9 protein-coding genes and 1 pseudogene are annotated in these 13734 nt (G+C 44.6%); 8 read left to right on the top strand and 2 right to left on the bottom strand.

Features of this window, described 5'->3' with window-relative positions:
* Positions 1 to 56 precede the first annotated feature (56 nt).
* Both QW71_RS33460 and QW71_RS33465 read left to right on the top strand, forming a co-directional pair.
* Positions 57 to 1313: pseudogene (locus tag QW71_RS33460) on the top strand (DNA methyltransferase); the annotation flags it as partial.
* 1 nt (position 1314) lies between these two features.
* Positions 1315 to 3906: a DEAD/DEAH box helicase family protein gene (locus QW71_RS33465; RefSeq protein ID WP_039309693.1), complete on the top strand. Its 2592-nt coding sequence runs from the start codon at positions 1315 to 1317 to the stop codon at positions 3904 to 3906.
* 146 nt (positions 3907 to 4052) lie between these two features.
* On the opposite strand, the gene QW71_RS33470 is transcribed toward QW71_RS33465, so the two are convergent.
* On the bottom strand, positions 4053 to 4301 hold the full coding sequence (locus QW71_RS33470) for a helix-turn-helix domain-containing protein (RefSeq protein WP_039309695.1): 249 nt from the start codon (positions 4299 to 4301) through the stop codon (positions 4053 to 4055).
* A gap of 151 nt (positions 4302 to 4452) precedes the next feature.
* On the opposite strand from QW71_RS33470, the gene QW71_RS33475 reads away from it, so the two are divergent.
* From QW71_RS33475 to QW71_RS33485, 3 genes are all read left to right on the top strand, one after another.
* Complete coding sequence (locus tag QW71_RS33475; protein ID WP_038585799.1) at positions 4453 to 4950, top strand: hypothetical protein; 498 nt, start codon at positions 4453 to 4455, stop codon at positions 4948 to 4950.
* A 483-nt stretch (positions 4951 to 5433) separates the two neighbouring features.
* Positions 5434 to 7443, top strand: coding sequence for an MrcB family domain-containing protein (locus QW71_RS33480; protein ID WP_235441620.1), 2010 nt, complete (start codon positions 5434 to 5436; stop codon positions 7441 to 7443).
* Entirely contained in the window at positions 7415 to 9829 is a 2415-nt protein-coding gene (locus QW71_RS33485) for a restriction endonuclease-like protein (protein WP_039309698.1), read from the top strand. Before QW71_RS33480 ends, QW71_RS33485 begins: the two co-directional genes overlap by 29 nt.
* Positions 9830 to 10040: 211 nt before the next feature.
* Here QW71_RS33485 and QW71_RS42080 read toward each other — a convergent pair whose 3' ends face one another.
* Positions 10041 to 10124: a putative holin-like toxin gene (locus QW71_RS42080; protein ID WP_219214875.1), complete on the bottom strand. Its 84-nt coding sequence runs from the start codon at positions 10122 to 10124 to the stop codon at positions 10041 to 10043.
* A gap of 741 nt (positions 10125 to 10865) precedes the next feature.
* On the opposite strand from QW71_RS42080, the gene QW71_RS33490 reads away from it, so the two are divergent.
* From QW71_RS33490 to QW71_RS41645, 3 genes are all read left to right on the top strand, one after another.
* A complete protein-coding gene (locus QW71_RS33490; protein WP_039309701.1) occupies positions 10866 to 11969 on the top strand; it encodes a slipin family protein in 1104 nt (367 codons plus the stop codon).
* Positions 11970 to 12105: 136 nt separating this feature from the next.
* A complete protein-coding gene (locus QW71_RS33495) occupies positions 12106 to 12900 on the top strand; it encodes a hypothetical protein (protein WP_039309702.1) in 795 nt (264 codons plus the stop codon).
* Between the two features lie 58 nt (positions 12901 to 12958).
* Complete coding sequence (locus QW71_RS41645) at positions 12959 to 13702, top strand: NADAR family protein (RefSeq protein ID WP_063776482.1); 744 nt, start codon at positions 12959 to 12961, stop codon at positions 13700 to 13702.
* The last annotated feature ends 32 nt before the right edge of the window (positions 13703 to 13734 follow it).

A 13734-nucleotide genomic window follows, 5' to 3' on the forward strand; every position in this document is an offset into this window, starting at 1 on the left:
TTACGCCCTCAAGGGTTTAAGTCGATTTTCTAGGTGCGAAAGTTGAGTTATTAAGTAAAGAGGGGACAATAGCTGTATCTGTTGATAACTACGAATTAGCATATATGCTTGTATTACTTGATGAGATATTCGGAAAAGAAAATAGAAAAAATATAATAACGATAAAGCGAGGTTCTGTGACCGGTGCGAAAGTTATAAATCCAGGTGTTGTGAATGTTGTTGAATATGTAATTATTTACTCTAAAAATAGTGAATACTGGACGCCGAATAGAGTGTACTCTTCAAAAGGATATGATAATCGTTATGGGAATTTCATCGAAAATTATGAAAAGGGAATTGAAAATTGGGAGTTTACCACTGTTCTTGAAGAGTTTGCGAAATTTACGGGAGTGAAAAAATCCCAATTAAAAAAACATTATGGTGCTCAATTTGATACTGAGTTAGAAACCTTTGTGTATAGTAATGCTGAGAGAGTGGTTCAATTTGCTACACTAGACGATGCAAGTATAAGTCAGGAAGCTAGAGTAGCTAAACAAAATTCAATAGATAATCCAGATAAAATTTTTTACTTTGAACGCGAAAATTCAAGACCTTATTATATAAAAAATGGGAAGCTTATTCTTTTTGTAAGTGATAGGTTACTTGAAATAGATGGAAAGCTATCATTTAGCCAACCTATTACTGATATTTGGGATGATGTACTCCCTAATGATTTACATAATGAAGGCGGCGTAGAACTGAAAAAAGGAAAGAAGCCTGAAAAACTAATTTCTAGAATATTGGAATTATGCTCAAATAAAGATGATTTAATATTAGATTTCTTTGTTGGTTCAGGTACAACTGCTGCGGTTGCTCATAAAATGAACCGACATTATATAGGCGTAGAGCAGATGGATTATATAAAAACTACTACTGTTGAAAGAATGAAAAATACAATAAACGGAGAACAGCGAGGTGTCTCTCAAGCTCTAAATTGGCAAGGTGGCGGATCTTTTGTATATTTTGAATTGAAGGAGCTTAATCAGAAATATGTTGAGTTGATACAAAATGCAAAGAATGATAATGAATTATGGATCATCTGGGAAAAAATACAATCCACTGGGGGATTCATTAATTTTAAAGTAGCCGTTAAGGAAATTGGAGAGTCGAAAGATGATTATCAACGTCTAGCATTTGAAGATAAAAAAAATTTCCTTATGGCTGTTATTGATAAAAATATGTTATATGTCAACCTATGTGATATTGACGATGAGGATTTCGCTGTATCAGGGCAGGATAAGGCGTTCACTAAGAGCTTTTATAGGAGGGGTTAAAGTGTATTTATTTGAACAAATTGAACAAGGCAAGAACTTTCCCGATGCATATGTCCCCTTACCTGCCTTAATTGAAAAGAATATCAATCCCGAGTTTGTATTGCGTCCTTATCAGATTGATGCTTTTAGGAATTTTGTTACTTATTTTGAAAATGAGAGTTTTCGCCGTTATCCATCTCAAACACTTTTCCATATGGCCACAGGTAGTGGGAAAACTATGATGATGGCGGGGTTAATTATTTATCTTTATAAGAAGGGTTACCGTAATTTTTTGTTTTTTGTGCATTTAGATAACATTGTAATAAAAACAAAAGAGAATTTTTTAAATCCGACTTCAGCAAAATATCTTTTTAAAGAAGAAATTAATATTGATGGAGAAATTATTAAAATAAAGGAAGTTGAGAACTTTCAAGGATCAGATAAGGAAAGTATCAACATCTGTTTTACAACCATTCAAGGATTACATAGTGACATGTGGAATGCAAAGGAAAACAGCCTTACTTTTGAGGATTTCCGCGATGAAAAAATCGTATTAATTTCTGACGAAGCTCACCACTTGAATGTGGATACTAAAAAACAAAAAACGAAAGAGCAAGACGAAAATGAACGCTCATGGGAGTATACTGCTAATATTATATTTGGTGCTAACAGAGACAATGTGATGCTTGAATTTACAGCCACCTGTGACTTAGACAATCCAGTTATAAGAAAAGAATATGAGAATAAAATAATATTTAATTATCCCTTATCTAAATTTAGAATGGATTTATATTCTAAAGAGGTAAAGACAATGCGTTCTGATATTCCTTTGATGCAAAGAGCAATCCAAGCAGTTTTGTTAAATCAGTATCGTTTAAAAGTTTTTCAAGATCATGGGCTTGATATTAAGCCAGTTGTGCTTTTTAAGGCACTTACCAAAGAGCAGAGCAAAACTTTTATGAATGCATTTTTAGAAGTGATTTCAAATTTGACAATAAGATATTTACAGGACTTAAGGGGAACAACAGACAATCCTACACTACTGAAAATGTATAATTACTTTGAAGAAAACAACATTACTTATGAAGTTTTAGTACAAGAGCTGAAAGAAGAATTTTCTAACGAGCGCTGCATTTCTATGAATGATTCTAATGAGGCAGAGAATGTACAGCTCATTGTTAATTCACTCGAAGATAAAAATAATCCGTATAGAGCCATTTTTCAGGTGAAAAAGCTTGATGAAGGATGGGATGTACTTAATCTATTTGATATTGTGAGGCTTTACGAAACGCGCGATGGGAAAAACGGTAAACCTGGGAAAGCTACTGTGGCAGAAGCGCAGCTTATTGGGCGGGGGGCGCGTTATTGTCCTTTCTTGGTTGATAAAACACAAGAAAAATATAAGCGCAAATATGACAATGATTTAGACAACCCTATGCGTATTTGTGAAGAACTTTACTATCACTGTCAAAATGATTCAAAATTTATTTCTGAATTGACAATTGCCCTAAAAGAACTTGGTATTATGGCTAATAATATAGTTGAACGGCAATATACTTTTAAAGAAGATTTTAAGAACAACGACTTATATAAAAATGGTCTGGTTTTTTATAATAATAAAATTGAGAAAAGCCGCAATGATGTATTTGCTATTCCACAGCATATTAGAGATAAAGAGTATTCTGTATTTATTTATACAGGGAAAACAACTATAGACACTTTGTTTGAAGACAGTCATGTTGAGGGAGAAGTGAAAACCTATACAAAAAGAATATCCATTAGTGAAATTGCGAAACTAAATTACTCTTTAGTCAATAAAGCGTTGAGGAAATATGAAGTATTCAAATTTAACACATTAAAGAATTACTTCCCACATTTAAATTCTACTCATGAGTTTATTCATTCCACTAAATATTTAGGTGATATTAAACTCGCAATACAAAGTAAGGTACAAGAGCCGGATATGATTATATACTATAATTCCTGTGTGCAGACATTTGCAAAGATTGCAGAATCAATTTCTTCAATTGAAATCACTTATGAAGGAACTAAAATTTTTGAAAGTAAGAAATTTTATGAGGTTTTTAAAGACAATCAGAAGGTGAATTATACTGACCCGCAGGGAAATGGTGCTGGAGTCCCACAATCGGCTTCAGAAATATCGGCCCCATTGAGACTTGATTTATCAAAAGAAGATTGGTATGTATTCAACGACAATTATGGGACATCTGAAGAAAAGGCTTTTGTAGCACATTTCAAAACTTACATTGATAGCCTTCAAGAGAAGTATGATAAAGTTTTTTTGGTTCGTAATGAGCGTAAACTGAAGATATTTTCCTTTTTAGATGGTAATCGGTTTGAACCAGATTATCTTTTGTTTTTGCAGCGAAATACATCTGACGGCTACGACCAGATGCAGATATTTATCGAACCGAAAGGGTCACATTTATTAACGGATGACAATTGGAAGCAAGAATTGTTGTTGTCTCTGGAAAAAGATGCTATCCCCGTGACAAAATTTACGGACGATAACAATTATAAAATCTGGGGTTTCCATTTCTTTAACCAGGAACAAAGAATTAAAGAATTTACTGAAGATATGAATAGGCTCTAATAAAAAAGTAAATATGATTAAATAATATTAAGGTAATATATCCGATTGTATCCTCCCATGGGATGACACAATCGGATATAAACTTAGGCCATAGACCACTATTTATTTTAAAGTAGAGAAATAATAATCTCCAAGAGGCAAAGTTTTCACCCACCCTCCCCCAGCAACTCCCCAACAGAAACCTCCAGCGCCTTCGCTATGGCAACCACTTCATAATCCTGAACTAACCTGTATTGACCTTCTAATCTCGATAAACTAGTCGGACTAATATCTAATCCGAAGGTTTGCAACCTGGCGAGGAAATCCTTTTGCTTCATTCGCTTAGCTTTTCGAATAGCTACAACTCGAGTCCCGATGATGTTTTTGTCGCCTGGGGGCTCTTTACGATGTCTCATTTCCGTGTCACCTCACAATTTAACCAAATTGTATGCGAGGTAACTGTTGTTTTAATGCGGATATCGAATTAAAATAAAATAAACCGATAAACGCATTAAAATATCTTCACATCGTCTACAGACATAGCTTTTCCAGGAAGGAGGGTTTGTAATGCAACATCTGATGCAGAAATATGAGGAGGAAAAGCGCAAGCTGAATGAACTTGGCCAGAGATCACTGGAGCAAGGAATTCCACTGAGCGGCAATGAAGCAGTTCAAGCCCAGAGTCGTAGAGTGGATGAACTCATTAATCAGATGCATCTAGAAAAGAACGGATATTCAGAGGCTTTTCGTTTAAACTTCTGTCTTGGGGGAGATGTAGTGAGCTTTCCAGTGTGGTTTGTACAAACGATTCAAGGTCGATTGAATGAGGTAACCGCACAGATTGAATATCAATCTGAGTCTAGGCATGCTTTTGAAGAAGAGAGCAAGGCCTTTCAGGCGTTGTTTGACTCCATGGATATTGCACGCATGCCAGAGTTTGAGTATTGGGAGGATAAGCTGCAATTGAAGCAATCTGCTCTTAATGAACGTCTATATCTACAAGGACTAAAAGATGGTATGCAGCTCGCAAATGCCTTTACTGCTCCTTCTATTCTCTCCGATTAAGAAAGAATCAAAAAAGTATACGTATACTTTATTTTTGGACTGTCCAGGCGACAGTCCTTTTTCTTGTGTTTGGAAGGGATACTTTCCCATATTGTCGAATAACCATACATATTGTAAATCAAGACTGGATAAGGTTTTGCTATATTTAATGAATAACTGAATCAGTCGAACGTCACAGACTCAACCATTCGTTAACTTCATTTTGAAAAGCATCCAACTACTAATAATAGTTAACCACCTTGGAGGACTCACATGCCACTACCGGAAACAATCACACAGATATTCAAGCGAAAGCAAAAATCATATAAGATGGTCCTAATCCTATCCTTAATTGAAGAGCTTAGAGCGTCCAAGCGGGAGCGAGTGTCTTATGATCGCGTTAAAAAGCGGTTCCTTAACTACTTCATAGCTGAACAAGAAAGAGGAAACCGGGTAGATTTGCCACAAGGGAAGAAGTTATGGAGAGAAGCATCTAAAAGTCGATTGAAAGATATCATTAACAGTCCTGTTAATGCACTTTCGGATATTTTGTTTGTGGATTTGAAGGATAATACTATTGGGTTTCATAGCCAGATTCATAGACAGATAGGGGAAGAGGGGCTCTCACAATTAGAGCGGCTTGCCAACGAGGAGCTCCGGGCTTACAACGCTGCTTTGCAGCGGTTCTCTTTGCAAGGTTATCTGGAGAAAATCCTGGCGGAGTATACCTCTGCCAAAATGGAAGGCTTCGCGGGTCATTCAATGGGTGCATTGTTTCGTCAGACCCTTCCTTCTGAGCTTAAAGCGTTACCTTTCATAGATGAGCAATACAAGGTTCAAGGTTCAGTTGGACAAGGGAATTGGGCAACGGTACCATGGCTGGCAGTTCTGGATAAACGGATAACGGAAACAACTCAGCACGGGGAATATATTGTATATCTGTTTGCTGAAGATATGAGTGCTGTGTATCTTACGTTTAATCAGGGTGTAACAAGGCCCATTCAAGAGAATGGTCGAAGAGAAGGCTATACTTATCTGAGAGACCGTAAAGAAGCGCTTCTAGACCTTCTTGCACTGACTAATATGAATAAGGATGAGAACATTCGTCTAGTAGATAGTGGCCTTGGTCAAGATTATCAAGTATCGACGATTGCTTACATTAAGTACGAAAGAGGAAACGTCCCGAACGATGGGCAGCTCATTCAAGATCTTGAGAATGTAATCGAAGATTACCGTCTATATGTGGAATCGGTGATTGCTCCCAGTGATGACGAAGCCATTGACGAGGAAGTGAAACTATTGCCACAAGAAGCCGGGCCGCTAAAGGACGAGGAAGTTATAGCTTTCCTCCACCAAATCCAATCCCACATCCGCCGCCAAGGCTTCTTTTTCCCTGAGCATCTAATCGAGAACTTCTACCTCTCGCTGAAGGCGAAGCCTTTTGTTATTCTGGCGGGGATCTCGGGGACGGGGAAGACGCGGCTGGTGAAGCTGTTTGCGGAGGCGCTGGGGGCGACGCGGGATAATGGGCAGTATACCTTGATTCCGGTGCGGCCGGATTGGAGTGATCCTGCGGATCTGCTGGGGTATAAGGATCTGTCGGGCAGGTTCCAGCCGGGTCCGATAACGCAGGTGTTCGTGGAGGCGCGGCAGCCGGAGAATCGGCATAAGCCTTATTTTATCTGTCTGGATGAGATGAATCTGGCCCGGGTGGAGCATTATTTCAGTGATCTGTTGAGTGTGCTGGAGACGCAGGAGTGGCGGGAGAGTGAGATTCAGACGCAGGAGCTGATCTCTCGTGCCTTGCTGGGTACACCTGAGGATCAAGCGACCTATGGCGGCCTGGGCATCCCGGAGAATGTGTTCCTGATCGGGACGGTGAATATGGACGAGACGACGCATCCTTTTAGCAAAAAAGTTCTCGACCGCGCAAGCACCCTGGAGTTCAATTACATCAATCTGCAGCAGTACCCGCAAGGGGCTGAGCAGGACGCGGGTGATCCCGCTGATCTTAATGAGCTGAATCATCTCTTCCTCCGTTCTGATTATTTGCAGCTGGTGGATGCTTATGATACCCATCAGGAGCTCGTTGTGCGGACCACGGAGAGACTGGTTCAGATCAATACGCTGCTAGAGGATATCCATGCTCATGTGGGCTTCCGGGTGCGGGATGCGATTTGCTTCTATATGATCTATAACGAACGGTATGGCCTGATGGAAGAGGAAGAGGCGTTTGACTGGCAGCTGCTGCAAAAGATTCTGCCGCGTATCCAGGGGAGTCATTCCTCGGTGCGCCGGGTTCTGCTGGGCCTGATGAAGGTTGCGATAGGTAGCGGTGCCGGCATTGCGATTAATGTTCAAGAACTCATGGACGATGATGCTTCGCCGCTCTATCTGAAATGGGCTGCCGGACAGAATCCGCCTGGGGTTAAGCATCCGCAAAGTGCCCGTAAATTGGCTTATATGCTTAGGAGGCTGGAGGAAGATGGATTCACCTCATACTGGCTCTCTTAATCAGGCGGTGGAATTGCTCCGTATCGAGACGGAGCTTTTTACGCTATTTGTGCAGGGGCGGCCCTATCACCCTACGGTGGAGACGTTGCAGCTTCATCGCTCCCCGGAGCAGGAGTGGGTGAATGCTCAGCTTGGAATTACCTGCTCGCAGCGGCTTGGGGAATTGCAGATTAAGGTGTTCTCGCCTGAAGCCTATGGGCTGATCGACTGGCAGCCGGGGGAGTCATCCTTTCCTTGCTTTTATGAGACGCAGCCGTATGAACTGGTGATTCAGAATAAGAAGGCGGCCAAGCTTACTTTCTATCATGACAATGTGCTGCTCCGGCAGGCGGTTAAGCCCCTGGGTGATTCTATTCTTGCAGGTGTGCTGAACTTTGGGAACGAGGTTGGGCTGACGGAATGGGAGATCCGGGGCGAAGGGCAGACGCTGCTGCGGGTGGAGATGGAGATTTTCCCCTCGAAGATGGATTATAAGCGGGATTACCAGAACCTTCTGCATGAGGTGAATGCGCAGATTTATAATTTGGCTTTTGATTTTCTGCGCCGGACCTATCAGCTAACTGGCCTGCGGGAGACGCAGCATCAGAGCCTGACGGAGTTCTTCGCGATCCTACAGCATGTATTCAGACAGCTCTTAGATGCCGTTGAGCGGATCAACAAGAATCCTAATGTTGCGCTGCTCCAGGAGCGGCGGTTAATGGATGCAGGCCGGGTCAAAAAAGCCGGAAGAGAGAACATCCGCGAGCTCGCGAAGCATCCTGAACGGTTAAGAGAAGACATGAACCATGGCTTTTTAACCGTCGGCAACCGGAGCTACACAGCATCGCACTTAATAGAGACACGGAAGCGCCTCGCCTATGATACGAGTGAGAACCGGTTCGTCTGCTGGATGCTGGAACGTATTCACGGCAAGCTTAAGGAGCTTAAAAGCCGCTGGAAGGAGAACAGCCGGACCTCAGATCCGCTGCTCATCCGAAGAATCGACACGATGCTCACTCAGCTGGAGCGGGTGCTTAAGATAGATTTTCTGCGGGAGGCTGGAGCACTGAAGCAGATGTCCGTTACGCTGGTGTTGCAGATGGCCCCCGGATACCGTGAGGTCTATCGCTGTTATCTCATGCTGCTCAAAGGCCTGTCGATCCAAGGTGACCTGCTTCGCCTATCCATGAAGGATGTCGCGCAGCTCTATGAATACTGGTGCTTCCTTAAGCTGAATCAGCTTCTGGGGCAGAAGTATAAGCTGGTGAAGCAGGACATCATTAAGGTGAACCGGAACGGGATCTTTGTGACACTGGATCGCTCGCAGAGTGCTCAGATGGTCTATGAGAATCCGGTCAACGGGGAACAGTTCATCCTGTACTACAATACGATTCCTGGAACAGATAGGACCCCAACGCTAAGTCAACGTCCTGACAATGTGCTTACTCTGAAGAAGAAGGATGCTGGCCAGATCAAGGAGTATAAGTATGTGTTCGATGCGAAGTATCGGTTAAATCCGGCGTATGAGGGGACTTCCTATTATGAGAAATATAGACAGCCTGGGCCGGAAGAGGATGATATTAATACGATGCACCGCTACCGGGACGCTATAGTCTATCAGGAGACAGGCTCCGGGGAATACGAGCGAAGCATGTTCGGGGCATATGTGTTATTTCCGTACCCTGATGAGGAGCGGTACAAGACCCACCGTTTCTACAAAAGCATCGGGCTGCTGAACATTGGCGCCTTGCCGTTCCTGCCGAATTCCACAAGCCTGGTGGAGCAATTCCTGGCTGAGATTATTCAGGATAGTCCAGAGAAGGCTTATGAACGCTCGACTCGTCCGCGCGGTACGAAGGAATACTATGCCAATCAGCTTGCAGGCAAAAATGTACTGGTCGGTTCTGTCCGGGGGCCGGAGCAGGTGGCGGTTGCGGTGCGGAAGGCTTTTTATCATATGCCGCTTAAGAATCTTGCCAGCCAGAAGATACTTACCCAGATCGAATACGTAGCGATGTGCCAATCCCGAAAGAAGTTCATTGATCCCGCCAAAACAGGCATTCACTGGGTAGGGAAGGTAGCGGATTGGAAAGTGCTGCGGCGTAAGGAGATTAAGGAAGTCCCTTGTCGGCCGGGTACCGAGGAGGATCTGTATGTACGATTCACGGTTGAGGAATGGAAGAGCTTAGCTGTTCCTATTACGCTGGGGGGCCAAGGGATTCTCACGGTGCTCTACACCAGTAAGTACATCCTCGACCGGGCCTTGGAAATTGCCGAGCTCCGTCTGGAAACGGAGGAAGCGCTGCGGGAATGGCGGGAGAAGCGCCGCAAGGGCAGAGTTAAGGTGAAGCTGGATCATGAGCAGTATGTAGATTTGGGTAGGGTTGTGGAGGTTAGGAATATATAGTGAAATAAATAGAGTGAAGAAAGTGAATCCATGGTTGTGTTTTACGTTGTAAAACATTGTCACCATGGTATAATGAACTCAGAAACAGCGTACAATGGCAAAGAGAGCCGTGCTGGTAACACGACTCTCTGCGCAATAGCCGCTTTTAAGGGCGGAGGCTTTTAAAGGTAAACCAGTCAAAGAATAGACCGCTTCCCTTGAGCAGGGCGGTCTATTTCTTTTTGAGGTAATTTAGCAGCGCGATAATGAACATGCCGAACATGAACATCAGGGACAATGCTTGATAAACCTCCATTGGCGTCACCTCCCTTCCGGGAGATTAGCCGACCGCCCATATAAGCCTTCCATTGCTTCTGCGATTATATCATGAATGGAAAATTTTGAATATACGAACCGAGTCCTCCAAAAAAAGCTCAAGCGCAGGCTTTCCATCCCTGCCTTTGGGCTTTTTTCTATGCATCCCAAACTGCCCCCTGGAAATTTATTCTTCCGTCGTAATACTTTCGCCATGTTCGTTCAGCATGATTTCAGCGATGATAGAACCTGTAAGATGATAACGCCGAGCGCGTTCATCATACATCCGGTTCTTATCCGGGCGGGCGTAACGAGGCGGGGATCTCGGGTGATCCCGCAGTGCCGGCATGTATGTTACGGTATCCTGTACGGTCCGTTTCGGTAAGAGTCACTATTGGGGTTCGATTCCCCAATCGCCTTGGGAGCGATTCTGGTAGAGTACTCGATTTCCATCGAGCGACTATTGAAGCAAAATCTGAGTAAGGAAACCAATGGACAGAATCCCTGGCGGCTGGTATAGCGCTACTGCGGAAGGGCTTTGCAATCCGTGGATACCGATAGTATGGCTGCAGGGAGAATTCGGCAGGGACAAAAGGGAACGAAGGCCAGCTGAAGTATGGGTTAGCCTCGGGGTTAAGTGTCCTCCCGGACCTCCCGGCAGACCGCCTGTCTCAAACGTGATTCCGCCTGAGCTGCAGCGGGATTCTGTCATCCATTGGCCAATCATGAAGGGGGCATACATATGTTGAAGCAAATAACGATTCAAGCGGACCAGCGCGGTCTGCTCTTTCATAAGGGAAGTTATGTGAAGCGGCTGCTGCCGGGAACCTACCGTTACTTATCATGGTCGCAGCATACAGTGGCAGTACTGAATATTGCCAAACCGTTTAGTGTCGAGGGTAAAGACCTGCAGCTGTTCCTACAGGATGATGAACTCCTCCGGGAGCTCGATGTCGTACGCGTACAGGATCATGAGATTGTTCTGCACTATGAGGATGGCCAATTCATGCAAGTGCTGAAACCGGGTGTGTATGCTTATTGGAACCTCCTGAAGAAGCACACCTTCGTACATACGGATACCAGACAACCGGAGCTGCCTGCCGGGATCGACCGCTCGATTATCTCGAAGCTTACTCCGTATGTGCAGTGCTCTGAAATTGCGAGCTACGAGCAGGGATTCCTGTTCTATGATCATACGCTCAAGCGGGAGCTTACGCCTGGTAAGTATTATTTCTGGAAGGGTCCGGTCTCGGTGCTGACGAAGACGGTCGATCTAAGACAACAGCAGATGGATCTGGTTGGCCAGGAAATGATGACAGAAGATAAGGTTACACTGCGTTTGAACTTCGTATGCCAGTACAAAATCGTAAGTCCGCACCGCGTTCTGGAGATGAAGGCTTTTGACGAGCAGATACACATCCAGCTTCAGCTCCTGCTCCGGGAGTATGTCGGGACGCTGAAATTGGACGATCTTCTGAAACGAAAAGAGGATGTTGCCACCTTCATTCTGTCCCGTATCCAGGAGAAGGAAGAGGCGTTCGGGGTGCGTTTCCTCGGGGCGGGGGTGAAGGATGTAATTCTGCCGGGGGAAATGAAAGACATCCTAAACACCGTGCTGCTCGCAGAGAAGAAGGCGCAGGCGAACCTGCTTACCCGCCGGGAAGAGACGGCTTCCACGCGCAGCCTGTTGAATACAGCGAAGCTGATGGATGAGAATCAGACACTGTTCCGTCTGAAGGAGCTGGAATTCCTCGAGAAAATATGCGACAAAATCGGCTCTATCTCTGTAACCGGCGGTGGAGACCTCCTGGAGCGGTTAAGCTCGCTTATCGGCAGTAATAAGTAGATCGCCTCCTGGCGGTCTATTTTAGTGCGGATAGATAGAATTAAGCTTAGTCAAAGTTCCGGAAAACAGGTAATTACATAGAAGCTATAGAACTAAGCTATAGAGCCGATTAAGCCAAACCCGAGGAAGTGAACCCATGGACAACAAAGCAAAGAAAATCCTCATGAACACCTTCTGGACCTCAGCCGGCTGGAAGAGTAGTCCTGCTGCCTTTGCCGGTGAGGATTTCGACTATGCCAAAAGCACAGGCCTGATGTTCGATCCTGTGACGATTACTCATGACGAGATTGTCTTGCGGCTACATGAGCTGCATCAGACGATCACTAAGGAGCGGGTTGCTGCCGCATTCCTGCACAGTCTGTCGACGAAGAAGGTCTATTTGCGGAGCGCCCTGTCAAGCTGGGCTCTGACTTCCGCGCTACTATTACATAATTATGAGCAGCGGAGTGTTGTGCGGCCCAATTATAGCAGCTGCGGGGATTGTAACTTTTACAGATTAATGTCTGATAGGGAATATATTAATCAGGATTTGAATGTGCTGAATTTCGAACGGGTCAAATGGGGTGGGATTCGTCTGAACTGGCTTTTATACTGCTGGCTGGACCTTGAATTATTCAGTAAAGAAGAAGAGTTCGAGAGTACTGCCGAGGATGCTGCTATACTCTCTGGAATGCTAGAAGCGATCCGGAATTGTGCGGACCATGAGAGTGCACGGATGCTGGAGAAGCGGTGGAAGGACGTGGTTCCTTCCAGTAAGAATGAACGGGATGTAATCATGGAGATATGGGGCTATGCCGGATTGCTGGTACCGCGGGACACACCCCGGAAGCGCAGAGGCGGGAGTTCTGATTTTAACTCTATGGCTGAGTGGCAGGGAGAAGACGGCTATTCTCGTGAGGCGGTAGAGTTGTATTTTGGTGCGTTTTTGTAGATTTACTATGAACTTGAATGACGGTTAGATGATATTCGGACAAGGAGGCACGCTCATTATGAACACCCCGGAACACATCCAGAAGATACTTGAAGACAACAGAAGAAAGCTGCTGGCTCTCAATCCCGAAGAACGCTTTATACGCTTCTATGAAACAGATATGCCTTACGGTTGTTTCTCTAATTTTGCCAAGTACCCCATTGTGTTAAAAGGCAAGGCGTGGGCAACCACGGAGCATTATTTTCAGGCGCAGAAGTTCGCAGGTACTGAGCATGAGGAAGAGGTCCGGCTCGCCGGAACGCCGATGGAGACAGCACGCTTGGGGCGGGACCGGAGTAAGCCGCTTCGTTCCGATTGGGAAGCATGCAAGGTTGAGGTCATGAGAGAAGCGCTGATGGCTAAGGTTGAGCAGCATCCCGCTATTAAGTCCATCCTTTTGTCGACAGGCGATTGTACCTTAGTTGAACATACGGCCAATGATGCGTACTGGGGAGATGGGGGGAACGGCCAAGGCGGCAATATGCTGGGCAAGCTGCTGATGGAGATTCGGAACGGATTAGATGAATATGTGCCAGAATTCTTGCTGCCGCAATGGCTGGTGTATCCTGAAATTGAGCCGTTCAGCATTGGCTGGAGAATGGGGTATGGTGAAGATTACTTGATTCATTTACGGGAATGGAGAGAGCAGCAGTCGCCGGAGGCGCTGAAGGAGTATGATGCGTACTTCACTCCGCCGGAGGAGTGGGCTGAGGCTGAGAGAATCAAAGAAGAGTATAGGAAAAAGAATAAGGATCAGGACTGAACCCCGTAGACAATCCATTACTTCATGCCCCC

The sequence above is a fragment of the Paenibacillus sp. IHB B 3415 genome (assembly GCF_000802655.2).
GTDB classification, from domain to species: domain Bacteria; phylum Bacillota; class Bacilli; order Paenibacillales; family Paenibacillaceae; genus Paenibacillus_AQ; species Paenibacillus_AQ phytohabitans.